The sequence below is a fragment of the Bordetella tumulicola genome (genome assembly GCF_965138755.1).
GTDB lineage: Bacteria > Pseudomonadota > Gammaproteobacteria > Burkholderiales > Burkholderiaceae_B > Bordetella_A > Bordetella_A tumulicola.
This window is the reverse complement of sequence record NZ_CBCSFP010000003.1, coordinates 322,322-342,135: the sequence shown is the minus strand read 5'-3', so window position 1 is coordinate 342,135 and position 19,814 is coordinate 322,322. Positions and strand designations below refer to the sequence as shown.

At 58.4% G+C, this 19,814-nt stretch carries 15 protein-coding genes and 1 tRNA gene; 9 read left to right on the top strand and 7 right to left on the bottom strand.

Annotated elements, in window-relative coordinates; translation table 11 throughout:
* Positions 1–13: 13 nt before the first annotated feature.
* Together ACNAZS_RS11895 and ACNAZS_RS11890 are read right to left on the bottom strand one after the other, a co-directional pair.
* Positions 14–793, bottom strand: coding sequence for a response regulator transcription factor (locus tag ACNAZS_RS11895; RefSeq protein ID WP_415789395.1), 780 nt, complete (start codon positions 791–793; stop codon positions 14–16).
* Between the two features lie 120 nt (positions 794–913).
* Positions 914–1,789 carry a helix-turn-helix domain-containing protein gene (locus ACNAZS_RS11890; RefSeq protein ID WP_415789393.1) on the bottom strand — a complete coding sequence of 292 codons (876 nt, stop codon included), beginning with the start codon at positions 1,787–1,789 and terminating at the stop codon, positions 914–916.
* Between the two features lie 588 nt (positions 1,790–2,377).
* Between ACNAZS_RS11890 and ACNAZS_RS11885 the strand changes: the two genes are divergently transcribed.
* The 5 genes from ACNAZS_RS11885 to ACNAZS_RS11865 all read left to right on the top strand — a co-directional run bounded on the left by ACNAZS_RS11885 (position 2,378) and on the right by ACNAZS_RS11865 (position 4,970).
* Complete coding sequence (locus ACNAZS_RS11885) at positions 2,378–2,773, top strand: hypothetical protein (RefSeq protein ID WP_415789391.1); 396 nt, start codon at positions 2,378–2,380, stop codon at positions 2,771–2,773.
* Positions 2,774–2,838: 65 nt separating this feature from the next.
* On the top strand, positions 2,839–3,267 hold the full coding sequence (locus ACNAZS_RS11880) for a hypothetical protein (protein WP_415789389.1): 429 nt from the start codon (positions 2,839–2,841) through the stop codon (positions 3,265–3,267).
* Between the two features lie 71 nt (positions 3,268–3,338).
* Positions 3,339–3,653 carry a DUF1153 domain-containing protein gene (locus ACNAZS_RS11875; protein WP_415789387.1) on the top strand — a complete coding sequence of 105 codons (315 nt, stop codon included), beginning with the start codon at positions 3,339–3,341 and terminating at the stop codon, positions 3,651–3,653.
* 229 nt (positions 3,654–3,882) lie between these two features.
* Positions 3,883–4,449 carry a hypothetical protein gene (locus ACNAZS_RS11870; protein ID WP_415789385.1) on the top strand — a complete coding sequence of 189 codons (567 nt, stop codon included), beginning with the start codon at positions 3,883–3,885 and terminating at the stop codon, positions 4,447–4,449.
* Between the two features lie 116 nt (positions 4,450–4,565).
* A complete protein-coding gene (locus tag ACNAZS_RS11865; protein ID WP_415789384.1) occupies positions 4,566–4,970 on the top strand; it encodes a nuclear transport factor 2 family protein in 405 nt (134 codons plus the stop codon).
* A gap of 128 nt (positions 4,971–5,098) precedes the next feature.
* Here the strand turns inward: ACNAZS_RS11865 and ACNAZS_RS11860 are convergent.
* From ACNAZS_RS11860 to ACNAZS_RS11850, 3 genes are all read right to left on the bottom strand, one after another.
* Positions 5,099–5,172, bottom strand: a tRNA-Cys gene (locus tag ACNAZS_RS11860).
* 51 nt (positions 5,173–5,223) lie between these two features.
* Positions 5,224–6,213, bottom strand: a complete 990-nt coding sequence (locus tag ACNAZS_RS11855) for a Bug family tripartite tricarboxylate transporter substrate binding protein (protein WP_415789382.1) — start codon at positions 6,211–6,213, stop codon at positions 5,224–5,226.
* 23 nt (positions 6,214–6,236) lie between these two features.
* Positions 6,237–6,914, bottom strand: a complete 678-nt coding sequence (locus ACNAZS_RS11850) for a Sua5/YciO/YrdC/YwlC family protein (RefSeq protein WP_415789380.1) — start codon at positions 6,912–6,914, stop codon at positions 6,237–6,239.
* Positions 6,915–7,034: 120 nt separating this feature from the next.
* Here ACNAZS_RS11850 and ACNAZS_RS11845 point away from each other — a divergent pair, with 120 nt between their 5' ends.
* Positions 7,035–7,934 carry a LysR family transcriptional regulator gene (locus ACNAZS_RS11845; RefSeq protein ID WP_415789378.1) on the top strand — a complete coding sequence of 300 codons (900 nt, stop codon included), beginning with the start codon at positions 7,035–7,037 and terminating at the stop codon, positions 7,932–7,934.
* On the opposite strand, the gene ACNAZS_RS11840 is transcribed toward ACNAZS_RS11845, so the two are convergent.
* Positions 7,926–8,513 (bottom strand): DUF6097 family protein, encoded by a 588-nt coding sequence (locus ACNAZS_RS11840; RefSeq protein WP_415789376.1) that lies wholly within the window; start codon positions 8,511–8,513, stop codon positions 7,926–7,928. The genes ACNAZS_RS11845 and ACNAZS_RS11840 overlap by 9 nt on opposite strands.
* 341 nt (positions 8,514–8,854) lie before the next feature.
* Between ACNAZS_RS11840 and ACNAZS_RS11835 the strand changes: the two genes are divergently transcribed.
* Positions 8,855–16,084, top strand: a complete 7,230-nt coding sequence (locus tag ACNAZS_RS11835) for a hypothetical protein (RefSeq protein WP_415789374.1) — start codon at positions 8,855–8,857, stop codon at positions 16,082–16,084.
* A 4-nt stretch (positions 16,085–16,088) separates the two neighbouring features.
* Here ACNAZS_RS11835 and ACNAZS_RS11830 read toward each other — a convergent pair whose 3' ends face one another.
* Positions 16,089–17,009, bottom strand: a complete 921-nt coding sequence (locus ACNAZS_RS11830; RefSeq protein WP_415789372.1) for a LysR family transcriptional regulator — start codon at positions 17,007–17,009, stop codon at positions 16,089–16,091.
* A gap of 351 nt (positions 17,010–17,360) precedes the next feature.
* Here ACNAZS_RS11830 and ACNAZS_RS11825 point away from each other — a divergent pair, with 351 nt between their 5' ends.
* On the top strand, positions 17,361–18,794 hold the full coding sequence (locus ACNAZS_RS11825; RefSeq protein ID WP_415789370.1) for an alginate export family protein: 1,434 nt from the start codon (positions 17,361–17,363) through the stop codon (positions 18,792–18,794).
* Positions 18,795–19,018: 224 nt separating this feature from the next.
* The gene (locus tag ACNAZS_RS11820; RefSeq protein ID WP_415789368.1) at positions 19,019–19,702 is read left to right on the top strand and encodes a hydrolase; all 684 of its coding nucleotides are present in this window, start codon (positions 19,019–19,021) and stop codon (positions 19,700–19,702) included.
* Positions 19,703–19,814 lie beyond the last annotated feature (112 nt).

Below are 19,814 nucleotides of genomic sequence, written 5' to 3'. Positions count from 1 at the left end.
CAAGACCCACCATTTAACCAGACCGGGTACTTGTCGCCAGCACGTCCATCCCCGCATAGGCCCTTATTTCGTTCGCCATCCTGGGCCATCCCAGTGTTGCGCCTCTGGAAATTGCCGTATAAACGGCTTCAGTCCGGCTGTGCACATGCAAACGCTGGTACACCGTTTCTGCATGGACTTTGGCGGTCGCCGCCGCAATATTCAGATGACGGGCGATCGCTTTCAAGGTATAGCCTCGTGCCAATAGCACCAGCACTTCATATTGACGCGGCGTGAGCCCCAGGTTTTTGCTTTCTTGTTGCGCATAGGGCGGCATCGCTGACGTGGTGCTCGTCGTGTCGAATGTGGGCGCTGGAAACGATTTCATTGGCGGCCCGACGAGAGAATGCTTACCAAAAGGCGATTGAGCGTCCGGCGCCTCGTCTGCCAGCGCAAGTGTGATCGCGGCCTGCAGGATGTCCGGGCTGGCATGGATAGGCACACATCCGACCACGTTCGACGGCAAATCTTGAGGAACGGATGCTAGTGCGTCTGATAGTACGATGATGGATTTGGGCTGGTAGGTCTGTGTCGCTGCGGTGATGATTTGCGTTGCGGCATCATCCAACAGTACGAGCGACAGCAGCATCAGCGCATAACCCGACAGTGGTAGCGGGACAAGGGCCGTGGTGTCTTGGTGAAGGTCTTTTTGCGCGGCTACATCGATCTGACAACCGGGTACGGTTTCCGAGATCAACTGCACAATGCCTCGTAGTATCAGTGGCCGCGATTCTATGATAATTATTGTTGACACGTCTCCTTCTCCTTCATTGGATCGGGTGTGCATTTTTCCCAAAATCTAGCCCGAATCACGCGATATCGCAATAAAACAATAGCTATACAAACGTTAATTCGCGCACTGTTTTTTAATTGGTTATTGGATCCAACAATTAAGTTGGACTGTTTCCGGTCGCGTTTCCCAGTTGATCGGGAATGCCTCAAAGCGCTCTGCGAAGCATGACGCTCGCAGGCTGTAGCCGGACTGCGGTAGCCAGTCATCCAGTAGCTTGCCATAGAGCCCCACGACTTCATCGGATGTGCAGTGGGCGACACATGCCGCGATACGTCCTGCGGGCAACATAATCTCAAACGCTTCTTTGGGCTTGGGCCCCAGGCCTGGCGGCACTTGAACCCCGCAGTAATAGCGCATAAAGGGCAAGGGTACGAACATGGGCGTGTCGTAGGTCAGCCCAAAAAAAGGGCCCTCCAGCATCGTGGCGGGCAGGTCGGAGAACAGCTTGCGAAAGTCACTCCAGCACGCGTGCTTTTGGCCTGACAGCCCTTCATACCGAACGGCCCAGAAGCGAATGGCTGGCCACTGACGGATCACGATTTTCGTGTTGTCTACAGACGGATGGCCGACGTCAGACGTCAGCTTGTAGGCGGCATTGAGTTTGGCGATGTAGCGCACGTGCGCCTGTCGGAACTGGCAGGGCGATATGCCCCAATAGTGTGTAAAGGCTCGCGTGAACGCTTGCTGGCTGGAGAACCCCATGTCGATCGCTATCGAAAACGGCGATTGGCGAGTATGGGCAATCATCAGCGCGCAGCGCCCCATCAGATTGCGGTGGATGTAATCCCTGGGCGAATACTGAAAATCCTTGAAGAACAGACGCGTGAGATGAAATCGGCTGAGCTGCATTTCCTGGGCCAGCGTCTGTATTAAGGCGTCGTGCGTGCAATGCTCTGTCGAGTCATGCAGGATCTTGTGCTCGATCTGCGTGACGCAATACTGAATACGAGGGTCCATCTGGCTTCTCCTTTTCCTTATTTTTGTGCCCGGGCACATTGTTTTTAAAGTGGAAGAATGCGTTGGATAGCTTTGTCTCAAAAAAAACTTCAAAAAAATTTCAAACATCACAAACTGTAAATTATGTGAACTAAACCTGCCTAGAATGGCATCCATGCAAACGGTGTTTGAGGAGACAAAAACAATTCCGAAGGAGATTGATAGAGACGCATTGGAATTGTTAAAGATTAGTAGGAATTACGCCGCGATTGTGAAGTTTGATTGATGCCCTGTATATGGGGGTTACTACATAGACCATTGGTAGTAGGCCATAAAAACTATCGACAACCCCTGTTGCAACAATCAGATAGATTAATTCATGCATTGGTTTTTTCTTGGGTTTTAAAAATCCAGGATGGGAAGTTTTTGCCAAAAAAACAGAACTTTTATTTAGAAAAATTGTTTCAAAAGCCTGTTTTTTGACTGGAAACTTATTTATAAGTCGGAAATTTTCCCGGAAATGATGGATCTTCTATCGCCATTGTTAATCCGGATAACGATGTAGTACCGCTTCGAGACGGTCTCTCGAAATATTCGGAGGAAGACATCATGAAAAAGACTCTTTTGGCTGTGGCCTTGGCAGTTAGCTCTATTGGTATGGCTCATGCCGCCGGTTTTGCAATCGGTGCTTTTGGCGGCACGGGTACTGCCGGTTCGGGCACGATGGGTGGCTCGCAAGCCACCAGTGGCAGCGGTTCGATTGGGCCGGGAGTGGCGGTGCAGGGTACGACTGCCACCAGCTCGACCAGCGCGAACTCGGGCGTGTCCCTGACACCGCAAGGCACCACCACTTACGCCAACGGTGCCAGCGTGAACCAATCTGTCGGCGGTAGCTTCTCGTCGGGCTTTGCCGGCGGTACGACCGGCGGTATGGCTGGAGGTGAATACACCAGCGGTGCCACCGGCAACGTGGGCACGATCGGCTTCGGTGGTTGGACCTGGTAAGTCTCCTCGTACCGAACCCTATTGTGCAGGGAGACGATTGTCTCCCTGCACATGGGAGAACCCCAGTGAAATATACGCTTTGTTCCCTCCTGTTGATCTGGGCCATCGGCCTGGTTTTGGTGAGTCATGATGCCCATGCTGCCAAGTCCCGTGCCAATGCGCAGGCGGTACCCGTAGTGGCTTATGTTGAGCCCGAATTGAGCTGCCCGCCGGGTTTCCCACGCGACAAGCCGTTCACGAATGCGTTTCCCGACCTAGCCGCAGATGAGCGGGACTTGTCGTTTGCCGATAGCGCTGGGCAGGGTGAATTTCCTGGCTATCGCGATGGCGCTGGTCGTGGCTTTACTTGCTTTATCTCGCAGGCAACAGATGCCGGCACTTGGGCGAGATCTCGCGATTATTGGCTGGATACATCGAGGCTCGTGCCTAGCTATCCGGTAATGGGAGGCCCGCTTTTTTTATCTACTGGATGGCAATGGATCGATTTTGATTGATATTGCCGTTACATCATTATTTTTAATCATAAAAAATAATGTAACACCAGGCGCATGTGGAGATTCCGAAAATGAATCCAAAACTTGATGAAGAAATCAAGCGGTGGACTGTTCGACGCAAAAGCGCACTGGTCATGGATATTATCCAGGGCAGGACGACGGTGCGCGAAGCCAGCGACGCGTTTGAGTTGCCTGTCTCAGAAATTGAGCGCTGGGTCGAGGAAGGTAGACGCGGAATGGAAAATGCGTTGAGATCCAATCCATTGAATATAAAAGAAATATATGAAAAACAGATAAAAACGCTGCAACAGGCGTACGGCGAGGCCATGCTGGAGCTACGCGTGAAATCCCGGCAAAATCCATCGCCAAACGATGAGGATAATTAGAGCATGGGGTATTTTTTGCTTTAAATCAACGATCTTATAAATATTAAATTTATTTCGCTATTTTTATAAAAAATCCATTTAAAAATCACAAAATGGTAAAGACAAATTTTAATGTAACCATAAAATAAAATTACCGTATTCGTAGTGTTACAGCGTCTTTATTTGGCGAACATACGGCAAAAAATAGTTTTTAACAATATATGGGTGGCTTATTTTCAGGAGAAAAAGCATGAAACGCCTAATATTGGTGACACTGGCCTTATGTAGCTTTGGCGCTAATAGCCAGACTATAAATACAAATGCCGGTGCTTCATCCAACGCAACAGGTAACGCAAATTCGTCGTCCCAGTCGGGCACCTCGCAAGTCGGAGTGAACGCCCAAATGGGAATGGGCAACATCACCTTCGAAGGCTCCTCGCAGCGCGAGCATCAAAGTATCTCGACAACGCCTAACGTCTATATCGCGCCCAGTATGTTTGGCGGTGCAAACAATTGCGGTCAGAGCAACACGATGGGAGTCGGGGTAACCGGATTCGGCATCGGTGGCTCGGTGGCGAGCGAGAGCGACGCATGTAATGCACGCGAAGACACTGCCACGGCCTATAAGCTCGGATACAAAGATGTGGCCGATATGCGGTTTTTCTGCTTTGGCGAAGACGCAAACCGACTCGCCTGGGAGGCAACGGGACGAGCGTGCCCCTCAACCGCGGAGCCCTCCGCACAGATCGTGAGCCGTTATTACGTGGCGACGGGCAACGCAAGTAACGGCCCTTTTGAGGGCTACACTGAGCATTGATAAGGTTTCGGCAACTGCACAAAACAAACGGCCCTGGAAAGGGCCGTTGTCTACTGTAGGCGCAACTCGCCTTAATGCCGCTGGCGATCCCTTCAAGCCCTCTGAGGAAAATGATCATGTCGAAGAACGATATCCGCGTTATCAAGGAGCTTTATGATCGCTTCAATAGGAGAGATATCGACGGCATACTTGTCGCCCTTGCCGATGATGTCGCTTGGGCGAACGGCATGGATGGCGGCCACGTTCATGGGCATGAGGCTGTGCGCGCCTATTGGACACATCAATGGACCCTCGTTAGTCCACACGTTAAGCCGATAGCATTCAGGCAGACAGAGGATGGTGCCGTAGCTGTTGAGGTAATACAGTCAGTATTCGACCTCCACGGGCAGCCCTTGAGTGGCCAGACTCATGGGTTGAAGGATAAGACGGTGACGCACATTTTCCGGATGGATAGTGACAAAATCACGCACTTCGACATTCAGGAGGACCTCGAAGCATCGCGTCCGACTATGCTGGAATGACCGTAGCAACGTTTGATACCCCACTGGGCGTCAAATTTGTAATCTGGACTGTTTGCTACAACCTTGTGAATCCCCGATACACTGCTACAAAAGAAAAAGGCCCTCATTGCTGAGAGCCTGATTTCTAGTGGAGGCGCAAGCCGGAATCGAACCGACGTACACGGATTTGCAATCCGCTGCATAACCACTCTGCCATTGCGCCAAGGCTGATTAAGCCAAGCCCGCTATTATACAGGAATCTGCAGAAAGGTGTTTAGTCTACCGTGATGCCGGCATCTTTGATCGCTTTCGCGCTTTGCGTCATGTCTTGCGCAAGCTGCTGCTCCAGATTTTGCGGCGTTCCTTCGCGTGACTCGTAGCCCTGGTCTTTAAAACGCTGTACCAGCGCAGGATTATTCAGCGCTTTATTGAGGGCGGTGTTCAAGGTATCGATGGCCGCGGGCGACGTTCCGGCCGGTGCAAACAGCCCATACCAGAGCTCGACGCTATAGTCTTTGACACCAGATTCCGCAATAGTCGGCACGTCGGGAAGCAATGGGGTGCGCTTGGCGGTGGCGACGCCCAGCGGACGTAGCCGATCATCCGCAATGAACGCTTTCACCGACGAGAGTGTCAGGATACTGACCTGAGTATGCCCCCCCAGAAGGTCATTGATGGCGGGCCCGCCTCCTTTGTACTGAACGTGCGTGATGTCCGCGCCCGTCATGCTGTTGAAAATTTCGCTGGCCAGGTGGTGTGGCGTACCGGTCCCGGGAGCGCTCCAGTTCAGTGTGCCGGGCTTGTCGCGGGCCTGTGTGATCAGGTCTTGTACGGATTTGATAGGCAGTTTTGCATTGGTGACCAGCACGAGGGGCGCTGTGGCCACCATGCCCACGGGTGTGAAGGATTTTTGAGGGTCAAAGGACAAGTCTTTGTAGAGCGCGGCGTTGATCGCCAGCGTGTTCGAACCGAACAGGATCGTATAGCCATCCGGGGCGGCGCGAGCGACCGCCTCGGATCCGATATTTCCGCCGGCGCCGCTGCGATTATCGACGACGACGGTTTGACCCAGCGCTTCGGCCAGGCGCGGGGCGAGATCGCGCGCCAGAATGTCCGTGCCGCCGCCCACCGAGAACGGCACGATGAGTCTAATGGGCTTGGCGGGAAAGGCGTCTGCGGCCTGGGATGGCGAACAGAGTACCGACAGTGCGGCAACGCCCAGGACAAGACATAGTTGTTGAGATAGATGCGTGGTACGGAACATGGGGTGTCTCCTCTGTATTTCTTTTATTCGGCTGGCGGCAGCTCAACGTCGAAATGGCGTGCCAATACATCCGCGATCAACTCATAGCAGGATCCCACGCGCACGACCTCTAACGTGGCAAAGTTGATGAGCGTTGCCGACCGCTGATAGCGGTGGTATTTGCGTAGGCCGTAATCCACGACGACGTCGGCGATATCCAAAAGTTCAGCCGGAATGTCTTGCACGCGGAACTTGGTACCGGTGTTCGTCAAATTGGCCGAAGAGCCAAAGATTGGATGATTCTCTTCGCGACTCAGTTTGCAGATTTCGCGGTGAAACGGACCGGCATTGATGAGCATTGCCACGGTGCCGTCCTTGGTGCTGCCGACTAGGGCACCCGGGTCCAGCCGCTGGATCAGCGGGTGTTCGGGACGATAGGGAGCGATCGCGCCCAATGGCAATTCATAGCCTTCGGTAATGCAGCGCACCATTTCACTCGCGCGTTCATCGAGCACATGCAACGCGCGATGCGTGGTCATGTCTCCCACCATGGCGTTGAGCTTGGTCGGCGCTCTACCTTTGGCCTTGAAAATACGCGCCAGCGACTCCGCAGACCCCCCGGCGATGGTGTAGCCGACATCGACGGGGAAAATGGCGATACCACCTTGCTGTAGCGCAGTGAAAGCCCTACGTGCGTCGGCGGCAATGTTTGGAAAACTCATTTTGTGCTTGGCTCCTGGTGGGCGAGTGTGACATCGTCCGGCTGATCCGGCAGGGCTAGCGTACGTTTGGTCTATGATTTGGACAATTTTATTGTTCTTATCTATTGATATGATTTTCTTATGCATGTGACTGTACGCCACCTGCGCGCGGCTTTGGCGGTCGCTCAGCGCCGCAGCTTTCGTCGCGCGGCAGAAGATCTGCACGTGTCGCAACCCGCCCTGTCCTTGACGATCCATGAGTTGGAGGTCGCGTTGGGAGCGGTCTTGTTTGATCGCAATTCCCGTTCCGTGTCTATTACCGAACTGGGCCAATTCTTTGTGCAGGGGGCTTCGCGCGTTGTGGCGGATTTCGACCATCTTGTTCAAGAGGTCGGTGATGTCGCGCGCTCAAAGCGTGGCCGGGTCGCCGTCTCTTGTGTGTCATCGGTGGCCGGCCGGGTCATGCCGCAGGCAATTCAGCACTGTGCAATCCATTACCCCGGCGTCGAGATCGTCATCCATGATGATGTGGCGACTCAGGTGCTCGAGCTGGTTCGCTCGGGCATTGCGGATTGTGCGCTGACGATTCAGCCGTCGACGCTAGGCGACGGCATGCTCTTTGAGGCGTTGCTCGAAGACCCGTTTTATGTGGTTTGCGATCAGCAGCACCCATTGGCCTCGCGGACTCAAGTCCCCTGGAAAGCCCTCGACGGCGAAAGTTTGATCGAGTTGTCGACCTCGAGTGGCACCCATCGTATGGTGCGCGAAGAGTTGGCGCGCAGTCATGCACGCCCGAGTCGCTCTACGGCAGTCTCGCATCTATCAACCGTACATGGCTTATTGGAGGCGGGCTTTGGCGTTGCGGTGCTGCCGCGTATTGCGCTTCCCGTGGAAAAGCATCCCACGCTGGTTGCTCGACCGTTGGTGCGGCCCGCGTTGAGCCGCACGATAGGTATTTACCGGCGCCGCGATCGTTCGCTGGCGCCCGCTGCCCAAGCATTCATTGAGTCCGTACGTGCTGTGTTGACGGATTTAGGCTGACACGTTCAGATCCAGATCAATATCCTGGATCTTTATTTGCGTGGCCACCAATTGGGCAATGACATCCGGGGTGCGGCCCGCGACAGGGTGCTTTGCCGCCAGGTCAGGCGCCCAGCGCTGCAGGATCTTGGTCCACAATGTGCTGAGGTTCTTGCCCGCGAGGTTTTTTCCTAGTGAGCGTACATAAAAATGCGCCCCGATAAGGGCGGCCAGCAACAACCCTGCAATGATGTCGATCGCGGTGGAGAAAGGCATTACGCCGGCTGTGAGGCGGTTGGCCGCGTCCAGAATCGTGTCGCTCGCGATCCCAAACTTGAACAAGGCATAAATAATCAGTGCGATAACAAGGATGACGCAGGCCACGATGACCATTTTTTTGGCAGCGTTGTACCGGCGCAGCGATTGCGCATAGGTCTGATCCCCCAGCGCGCGTTCGAGATCGGTAGCCTGCTGCCAGAAGTCGTCTGTTTTTTCGACGGGAATTTGTTGCGCATCAATCAGCGAGTGCATGCCCAGCAGTTGCAGCTTGGCAAATTGGCTGAATGAAAGCGACGCGCCCACGTTGTGCGAAGAACTCACGGCAAACTTTTCCGAAAAAGAGAAGGGCAGTTTAGCCCTTATTGGGCCTGAAATCGGGTCCACCAGGTCGCCGCGACCACGGAGTGACTTGAGTTTCAGGCCTTCAAGCTCGGGGCCATGGCATTTACGCTACCTGGCATTGGCAGAGACGCTGTCGTTGCGAAGCAACTCTCGCCTCGCTCCGCATCTGAAATTTTCCTGAGCGCTAAAGATTATTGATAAGCTGTGTCGCGCATCCGCACAATTAGAAGTCATTAGACGTAACTATTGCAGCTTTTTGGGGTGCAGGATCCCGACTTCCCTGATGTGGCCGCCTACGAGTACGTCGAAAAGGGGCTATCTTGAAACGTCACCTGGTTCCGGGTAGCAAGCATCGCGGGTGGGATTCCATGGCGGACTGGCGTGATGGCGCGGCCAGCGCGGCAGACAGGGAGACCTGCTTTCAGATCCTGAGCCGGCGCAGTCTTCTTCTAAGCCTGCTTGCCACCGCCGCGTCGATCTCGTTGCCGATCCAGGCGCGCGCGCAGGTGACGCCGAGCTGCTCCACCACCGGCACGACCTACAACTGCAGCCTGAGTGGCGCATCGACCGCTTCAGTCGCTATCAGTCCACCCAATCCGTCGGGTCCGCCCTTGAACCTAGCGGTCACGAACAATGCCAATTTCGTTTATGCGGTTCCCTCCAGTGCAGGCTCTGCGCTGGCGCTTTCCGCCGTGGCGGGCGCTGGCCAGAGCGCCCAGGGCATCACGCTTAGCAACCAGGGCAATATCGTTCTCTCGCTGGGGCAGCCGCTGGTCAATGACTATGTCTTCGGCATCTCGGCCCAGCAAATCGGCGGTGGCGGAACCGACGCGGTGCAGGGCATCAGCATCACGAACGATGCCAGCATTACGCTAAATTTGTCCGGTCTGCAGGCCACCGGCGGCGCGGCCATCTGGGCAGCCGACCAGAGCGCCAATGGCAATGATGGCGGGACGCCTTATGGGGTCCAGATTACCAATACAGGAACGATCCAGGCTTCCTTGAGCGGTACATCTGGGTTCGCGGGAATACAAGCCGTGACGATTGGCGGCGACGGCCCCAGCAGCTCGGATTCGGCCGGATACGGCGGCTCAGCGACTGTTACCAACAGTGGTTCGGTGGCACTCAACTGGACATGGCAGAATGCCGGCAGCACCAATAACGGCGTCTGGGGCATTCTGGCTTACTCGCAGGCGGGTAACGGTCTTAATACAAACACCAGTGCCAGTGGAAATAACGGCACTCCCGGTGGCAATGGAGGCCCTGCGACGGTGGTTGTTCTTCCGGGCGGCGACGTCACGGTCAGTGTGCAGGGCACGCCTCCGTCCACCGCTTCCCTGCCTAGTGCGGCGGTCGCGGCCATCAGCGTGGGCGGCGCTGGCGGGTCTGCGCAACAAGGCAACGGCAATAGCGGGGCCTTTGGTGGTAACTCCGGAAATACGCAAATCACTCTTACCGACGCCTCCGTGACAGCCACAGGCGATAACCTGCCCGGTTTGCTGATTTACGCCGCGGCAGGTGCCGGCGGCTATGGCGGTACGCCAGCAGGATCCAGCGAGGGTAATCCTTCCCAGAACGGCGCTTCGAGCACCTGGGTGAACGGGGGCGGCATCACGGTTGCGGCTCAGTCCAGGTCGATAACGATATCGACTGCATCCAATGGCGTTGGCCTGTCGCCCGCGATAGCGGCAACGTTGCAGGGCGGCGCGGGCGGATACGGCGGATACAGCCAAGACTCCGGGTTCTCTACTTCGTATGGCGGAGACGGTGGCAACGGCGCCAGTGTTGGCACAATCAACATCCAGGTTCAGGGCAGTAACGGCAACACCGTCACGCTGGGCACTACTGGCGTCAGTTCGGCCGGCATTTATGCATCGGCCCTGGGCGGCGCCGGTGGCTATGGGGGTGGGGCATACACGGTGATAAGTGGACACGCACACGCTGGTGACGGTGGCGGGGGCGGATGGGGTGGAAATATCAATGTGTCGGTGGGCTCGACGGTCATCCAGACTCAGAATATCCAGTCGCCCGGGATCGTTGCACGATCCGAAGGAGGGGTAGGCGCATCGGGTGGCTTCGCCGATGCGGGTACGGGCACGGCCTACGGCGGCAATGGAGGCTCTGGCGGGGGGACCGGCAATGTGTCCATCCAGACGGACAGCGCATCGTCGATCATCACCCAGGGTACCGATTCCATGGGCATACTCGCTCAGACCGTGAGCGCGGCCGGCGGTAACGCGAACGGCAACAACTCCATCGGCGGGGGGAATGCGGGCGACGCCGGACTGGGCGGCGGTACGGGTAGCGTTACGTTGACCAACGGGGCCTCGATCACGACGATGGGCGCGACCGCGCGCGGCATACTGGTGCAGTCCATAGCGGGTTCCGGTGGCACGGGCGGATCCAGTTGGTCGCTCGCTCATTCGGGCGGTGGCACGGGCGGGAACGGCGGTGGCGCGGGCGTGCTGGACATCACGAACAGCGGCACCATTGCCACGGGCGGAGCCAACGCTCAAGGCATACTCCTGCAGTCGATCGGCGGCGGCGGTGGAGCCGGCGGACAGGCATCCGGCGTGATCTCAAACCTGGGCGGCAGCGGCGGCACCGCCACCAGTGGCGGCGCGCTTACTTTCACCAATAGCGGCGCGATCAGCACCGGCGGTCAGGGCGCGATCGGCGTGCTAGGTCAGTCCATTGGCGGTAGCGGTGGCGATGGCGGTGGCGCATCGGGAATTACGGTCACCGTTGGCGGCACGGGCGGCAGTGCGGCAGAGGGCGGCGCGATCACGGCCAATTTGAATAGCGGTTCTAACGTGATCACCTCCGGTGATGGCGCGCACGGCGTGATCTTCCAATCGATCGGCGGCGGTGGCGGTAACGGTGGTGATGCCGACAGCACGGGCACGTTCGTGTCGGTAGCGGTGGGCGGCAGCGGTGGCTCTGGCGGCGCCGGGGGAACGGTTACCGTCAATACGAGTGGCGCAAACATCTCTGCCGCGGGCAATAAATCCGCCGGCTTGATCGCGCAGTCGATCGGCGGGGGCGGTGGCACCGGCGGGTCGGCGATGGCAACATCCATCGGCGCGGTGTTCGATACGTCGGTCTCGGTGGGCGGGACGGGCGGTAGCGCATCCAGCGATGGCGGGCAGGCCTCGGTCACCCTGGTCGGCGGCGCCATCGCCACTGGCCAGGATCCGCGCCTGACCCAAGGATCCATCGCGGGTCCGTGCCTAGGTTCGTCGAGCTCGACCGGAGCATGCAACGTGCTGCCGGTCGACAGTCATGGCGTGGTGGTGCAGAGCATAGGCGGTGGCGGTGGCAAGGGCGGACAAGCGACTGCTCAGTCGATCGCGGTCGCCACGCCGGTTACACCCGGTGGCTCGCAATTGGCCGTCAGTGCGGCAGTGGCGGTCGGTGGCAATGGCGGCGCGGGCGGTGACGGGGGAACCGCACAGTTTTCCCTATCCAGCGGGGGCACGATCACGACATCGGGCAACGGTGGGGTCGGCGTGCTGGTCCAAAGCATCGGCGGTGGCGGCGGCGATGGCGGTGACTCGTCGGCGATGGCCGCGGCCATGGGTTATGGGTCGAGCCCGGTGCCGTCGGACGGCAAGGCACCAGGCGTCACCCTGACCGCGACCGTAATGAGCAACGGCGGCCAGCCAGGCAACGGGGAGACCGTACAGGTGGCGGTGGGCGGGACGGTGTCGGCGGATGGCACGACGTTCACCTGCGATTGCGACGGCACCTCCACCTTCATCCAGACCTACGGTGATTACGCTTCGGGCATCCTGGCGCAATCCATCGGCGGCGGGGGTGGAAATGCGGGGCAGGGAAGCAGCAGCACGCAGAGTTTCGGTACGGGGTCCAGCACGTCGCTGTCGTTCAATGTCGGGCGCAGAGGCGCATCGGGGGGCAGCGGTTCACCAGGGGGCAACGGCGGTAACGTTACGCTCAACCTGTACCCTGGAAACGGCATCCAGACCTGGGGTGCCGGGGCCGTGGGCGTCATCGCCCAGTCCATAGGCGGCGGGGGAGGAACATCCGAGGGCGGGTCTTTCAGCATCGCGCAGTCGTACCAGGACTCCTCGGGCACGACCCAAAAGCCGGGCATGAACGTCAACCTCGGCAATGAGTCCAGTGACGCTGGCGGCACGGGCCAGACGGTGAGCGTGTCCGTGCAGGCGCCCATCGTGACCCACGGCAACGATGCGACCGGCGTGCTGGCGCAGTCGATCGGCGGTGGTGGTGGCAAGGGTGGTTCGGCCGCATCGGATGGCTCGGCCGATAACCCGGTACTCACGGCATTGGAGGGCCGCGAGTTCGAGAGCAACGTCATCAATTACATCAACAGCGAAGGCAGCTCGTCGCCGCAGTCCAACACGACGATGAATGTCTCTATTGGCGGAACTGGCGGGTCGGGCGGCGCGGCCGGACAGGTGTCAATGACGCTCGCGTCGTCGGTCGCGACATTGGGCAACCCGGTTACGTCGGGAGGCAACCAGCAGGCAAGCACAGGCGATTGGGCGCACGGTATCGTGGCGCAATCGATCGGCGGGGGCGGGGGCAAGGGCGGCTCGGCCATGGCCACGGGCTCGGGTGCCGATCCGGCGGAAGTCAACGTCTTCTACAACATCTCTGTAGGGGGGGCCGGTGGCAGTGGCGGCGCCGGCGGGCAGGTGAATGTCAACTTCCAGGACGGGGCCGCTATACAGACGTCAGGCTACGGCGCCACCGGTGTGATCGCGCAGAGCATTGGCGGTGGCGGGGGCATCGGCGCCGATGGATCCGACGCCGGCGCGGGCAATGTCTCGGTCGGGTTTGGTGGCAGCGGCGGCAGCGCAGGCGTGGCGGGAAACGTCGACTTCGAAAACAGCGCATCTAACGGCTCGATCAGCACGGCCGGAACGTTCGCGGACGGCATGAATCTGCAGTCGATCGGCGGCGGCGGCGGTATCGCTGGTGCAGGCGCGAGCGTGTGGGTCCCCTTGGGGTTGCCGCAAGTGTCCGGATCAATGACCTTCACGGCTGGTGGCGGCACCGCCTCCAGCGGCGCAGGCGGCAACGTCACTGTCAACCAGAACTTCGCGAACAATGCCCCGCTCAACATTAACGTCTCGGGTTATGGCGCGTACGGGATCGTGGCGCAAAGCATCGGCGGTGGGGGCGGCAACCTTATCGTCAACCAGGCTGGCTCGGGCGATCCAAGCATCAAGCTTGGTGGCCTGAGCGGAGACTCGAGCGCTACCGGCGGTTCGGTGCTGGTGCAATTGACCACGCCCTCGACTATCAACGCCAATGGCGTCGCCGGCATCGGCGTGGTGGCGCAATCCGTCGGTAGCGGTGGCGGCATTATCCGGGTCAACGATGGCAACAACAGCACGCCCTCTCTGACCACCGCCTACAACTCGGCCTTCGTGAATCAGAGCAATCCCGGCCCGGCGAACGGCGGGTCCGTGAATATAAACTCCTATGCCACCATCAATGCCAACGGACCCGGCGGCATCGGGATTTTCGCGCAGAGCGTGGGTGGAGGTGGCGGTTTGATCCTGAACGGTTCCACACTGTATGCCGGCGCGCCGTTGCAACAACATAAAGACTGCACGACCAGTTCGTGTGGCGGCGTCTCGGCCGGCAGCGACACTGCCTTCGCAGTGACGGTCTCGGGCGGGTCCGTGTCCGCCACCGGCTCGAACGGTATCGGTATTTTTGCGCAGGCGGCGGGCTATGGCACGCCTGGCGGCGGCACGCCCGACGTGCAGATTGGCAGTTGGGGGCCCACCGCGACGGTTACTGGCGGTACTGGCAACGGCGCTGGTATCTGGATCGATCGGCCCAACGGCACGTCCTCCGACAATGATGCCTGGGTCACCGTCAACGGCGGCGGCGTCGTCACCACGTCGCGACGCTCCGACGGCCTGGCGATGCTGGTAACCGGCGGTGGCATCATCGCCCTGGCCAATTACGGCAACATCACTGGCGCGCTCGAGCTGAACACCTCCCAAGGCATCGTAGGAAATGGGACATGGCATCCCAGCGCGCTGACCAGCCGCGGCGCTCTGCAAAACGACCGCGGCAGCCTGAACAACTATGGCACGTGGACGCCCGGCCCGACGGCCAATGCGGATGTCCTGAACCAGGGGGCGATCCAGTTTGACAACGCCGCAATGACGACTCGTATGAACGGCCATTACATCCAGACGGACAGCGGACGTCTCAGTCCCATGATTGACTCCTTGAGCGGCAAGGCGAGCCTGCTCGATATCAGCGGTAGCGCTTCCGTAGATGGCGTTATCGTGCCCAATGCGACGTCGCTCCTAACCGGTATGGTGACGATATTGAAGGCGGGCGGCCTGACTTCCACCGCGCAGGCGCAGGATTCGTTGCTGTTCGATTGGGATGCCAAAACGCAAGGCACCACCATCAACATCACACCCAACGCGACCTTCAAGCCGGGTGGTGTTTCGCTGACTGCCAGTCAGTCCTCACTAGCTGACTACCATACCCGAGCCTGGAACAACTCCGATCCACTATTCGCCAAGCTGTTTGCCGGCTTGTCGCAGATCGGAGATTCCGGCACTTACAAGTCCGCGTTGAATACGCTCTCGGCCAAGGCCACGCAGGCCCAGTCGATCGCGCTGTCCAATGCCTCGGGCACTATTCTGGGATCCTCGATGAGCTGCCCGGTGTTCGAGGGCAGCACGGTGCGGCTGGGCGAGGACAACTGCGTCTGGGGCAAGATCATTGGGCGCTGGTCGGATCAATCGTCCGGAGGTGACGTCCAGGGCTATCACGTCTCGGGCACTACCTACCGTATCGGCGGCCAGCATCAGGTCGCGCCCGGTTGGTTCCTCGGTGCTTCGGCTGCGGCCGGCCGAAGCTGGGCGCGCATGAGTGGCGGCTCGAGTGGCAATGGCGATATCTACGACGGCTCTATTACGCTCAAGCGCGTGATGGGGCCATGGTCCTTCGCCGGTTCGGTTGCGGCGGCCAGAGGATCGTTTGACACCAACCGCAACGTCAACCTGGGTGGCGTGAATCGCACAATGACCAGCTCGCAGGATATGACCTTGCTCGGTGCGCGCTTGCGGGCAGGCTACGAGTTCACGTTCGATAGCGGCTATATCAAACCGTATAACGATATCGACCTGATCTACACGCACCTGCCGGGATTCAAGGAGTCGGGTAATGAGCCTGGCGCCCTGAAAGTTCGTGGCAGCGACAAGACCAACGTCGTGATCTCGCCGATGATTGAGTTCGGCAAGCGCTTTGACCTCGATCCGAAGACCAGCTTGCGCGCCTATGCAGCCGTGGGTATGAGTTGGCGCCCGGATAGCTCGCGCACGATCCACTCGAGCTTCCTGGGGGCGTCATCGGCTGACGGTACCTTCACCGATTACGTGAAATCCCCTGAACTGCTAGGCAAGATCGATATCGGCGTGCAGATCTTCAGATTGGGCGGCATGGAAATGAAGGCCGGCTACACCGCGGACTTCGGCAACTCGTTCGTGAGCCAGACGGCCAGCGCGCGTTTTGCGTATCACTTTTGAGCCTTCATTCAGCATCCTGCGCCCACGGTTCCTTAGTGACTAGATCGGCCAGGTAATCGATGAGGGCCTGCACACGCGCCGGCCGGCTGCGTCCTGGGGGCGTCACGATGTGCAATGCGATAGGTTCGACCTCCCAATCGCACATGACGGTCTCCAGCGCGCCCGATTGCAAGTCAGGCCAGGCCAGGAACTCTGGCTGTAGTGCCACGCCGAGTCCGGCCAATAGCGCTGGCGTCAACGCCTCAGCGTTATTGACATGCAGATTGGTCGGTATAGTTTGTGTGACCTCGCCATGCAGCGGGTGGCGAAAGCGCCAGGTTGGTCCACGGCGTGCATACACATATTGCAGCGCTTTGTGATTGGCGAGATCGCTCGGATGCCGTGGTCGCCCATGGCGCTCGAAGTAAGAGGGCGAACCGACCAGCAGGATACGGACCCGGCACAGGCGGCGAGCCAACAAGCTGGAATCGACGAGGTTGGCGATTCGCAGCGCCAGATCGAAACGCTCGGCCACCAGGTCTACTTGCTTGTCGTTGAATTGCACGTCCAATTGCACCTCGGGGTGCGCCTGCATGAAATCCGGCAGAATCGGTGCCAGGCGTGCGATGCCAAATGACATGGGTGCCGAAACCCGGATCAATCCACGCAAGCTCGTGGACTGCTCCGCGACCTCTGCCTCGACTGTTTCGCCTTCTTGCAGAATGCGGGTGGCACGGTCTAGTGCGGCATAACCGCTTTCAGTCAATGTCATGTTGCGCGACGTGCGATAAAAAAGCATTGTTTTCATGCGTGTTTCCAGGCGCGTGACCGCCTTTGATACCGTCGCTTGCGACAACGAAAACTCGGCGGCGGCTCGCGCAAACGAGCCGACTTCCGCCACCTTCGCAAATATTGCCCACGCTTCCAGATCTGGTATTTTTTTCATCAAGATTTCCGAAATGACTGGGTTGGACTAATAAATAGTTTTCGCTATTCATTTCTTAAAAAGCGTTCAAGGAACTAACAAGAATGGAAACGATGGAATTCCATATGTCTTGTTCCGAGCGTCTTTGGTTGTCTCTAGACTGAAACGGATCGAACTTTGCTTGCCGCAGGCAGGCATGGTTGAACTCCCGTTCCATCAGCCTCGGCAAAAGCCAGCTGGCCAAAGAGTCTTGCATGACCAAAATGACTGAATTGACATCGCCCCTCACGGGCCAACCTAGCAACGGATTGTTCCCCGCCCCTGCAGCCGTGCCGACGGGATGTGCTGAACGCCCGAACAAACGCCAGTGCAATGAGGGCTGATATCGGGCCATATATCAAAGAGCTTCGCGCGGCCTTGCTTTTGCGCCTGATATTTCTGCTGCTGTTGCCACTGCCCATCTTAGCAGCCAATGATGTGCGCCCCACATTCGAAAAGACCCGCTATGACGAAGACTGGTCGTTGATGCGAGATCCCGCTCAGCGCATCGACTTCCTGGACAGATCGAAATTCATCGCGCTCAACACAGAAGGCACCAACTGGCTGTCGCTGGGCGGCGAGGCGCGCTGGCACTACGATTACATAGACAACCCAGGATGGGGCGATGATCCGCAAGACCCACATGGCGTTTTGCTTGAGCGCTATCTGTTGCACGCGGACCTGCATCTGGGTAGACGCTTGCGGGTGTTTGGCCAACTCTATAGTGCGCGGGAAAACGGCAGGACCGGTGCCCCGGCGCCCATCGACGAGAATCGCCTGGATATGCAGCAGGCATTTGCTGACGTCGTACTCGGAGATGGTGACAATGCCGCGCCGATGCTGCGAATCGGCCGCCAGGAAATGGCCTATGGTTCGTCACGGCTCATCGACGTGCGCGAAGGCCCTAATGTGCGCCGAAGCTTTGAGGGCGCGCGCCTGCTGACCCAGGCTGGAGCGTGGCGCACGGATGTCATTGCGGTGCGACCCGTCCTCGCGCAGGTCGGAAATTTCGATGACAAGAGAGATCCCGATCAGGCTCTCTGGGGCATCTACGCGTCCAATCCCGCACTGACGCAACTTCCATGGGGCAGCGGGCTCGATCTCTACTACCTGGGCTATCGACACCGGTCGGCGAGCTTTGACCAGGGCACTGCCGCAGAGCAACGGCACACGATTGGTGCGCGGCTATGGGGCGATCGCGGAGGCTGGGATTGGAACTGGGAGTTTATTGGGCAAGGCGGGCGCTTTGGCCAGGGCCACATCGCCGCCTGGAGCCTCTCGGCAGAGACCGGCCATACCTGGCCAGAGGCAAAGGGCCTGCCGAGAGTAGGGCTGTCAGTCAATGCAGCCAGCGGCGACAAGGACCCGAACGACGACGATCTTCAATCGTTCAATGCACTGTTTCCACGCGGCAACTACTTTTCCGAACTCGCGTTGTTGGGGCCACGGAACTTCGTGAACCTACGCCCCAGTATCAGCTTCCAGCCTGCTCGCTCCGTCACGATGACAGCAGATGTTGATTTTTTCTGGCGCCTGGAGACACAGGACGGCATTTATTCGCCCAGCGGTGGCCTGCTGCGTAGCGGACAGGGCAGCGGTGCGCGTTTCGTCGGCACGGAACTGTCTTTGAGCACCGCGTGGAACATTAATTCCAGGTGGACCTTGACCGCAATCTATTCGCGCTTCATATCCGGTCGCTTCATTCGGGAAACTGGATCGTCCTCCGACATCGAGTATGTCGAGCTCACCCTGCAGGCAAAGTTCTAAATGTCGCTTTTTTTTGGTTGATCGATTTTCAGAAATGACCATGCCAAAAACAGAAAGCATGCAATTCGATTCGTCGGATTCTGGACAACGAGTACGCGATTTAGACTTCGATTTTCGCTCTGGTAGAGGGGAACCATCGGCACCCTTGCCGCGATTGCGTGACTGCTGTCGTTTCCGCTCCAAGCTTGTAGCCCCTAATTTCGTCAACCAAAGGAGATAGTCGCGTGTCCAACAAATACCTCGAACTTCTGACCCCCCACAACAGCCAGGTCATCTTCATTGACCAGCAGCCGCAAATGGCTTTCGGCGTACAGTCGATCGATCGCCAAGTACTGAAGAGTAACGTCGTGGGCTTGGCCAAGGCGGCCAAAATTTTCAACATCCCGACCACCATCACCACCGTCGAGACGGAAAGTTTTTCCGGCAATACCTTCCCCGAGTTGCTGGCCGTGTTTCCAAAGAACAAAATCCTGGAACGCACTTCGATGAATTCCTGGGACGACCAGAACGTACGCGATTCGCTGGCCGCCGCCGGGCGCAAGAAAATTGTCGTTTCTGGTCTGTGGACTGAGGTGTGCAACCTGTCGTTCTCGCTGGACGCCATACGTGACAGTGACTATGAAATCTATATGGTGGCCGACGCGTCGGGAGGGACTTCTATGGACGCACACAAGTACGCGATGGATCGCATGATTCAGGCTGGCGTGATCCCTGTCACTTGGCTGCAAGTGCTGCTGGAATGGCAGCGCGACTGGGCGCACAAGGAAACCTACGACGCTGTGACCGGCCTGGCGAGGGAACACGCCGGTGCCTACGGCATCGGCATTGACTATGCCGTCACCCACGTACACAAGGGGCCTGAGCGCGTCGAACATGGCGAGCGCGTTGGTCCCAACCCGGCCAAATAGTAAGGCGACTGACGCTGGGCGTGTCGCGGTCACGGCACGCCCAGCGTCAGTGCCTGCGCGGCGCAACGCACTGCGCAGGCATCGTATGCCGCGCATCCCAATACCCTGTTCG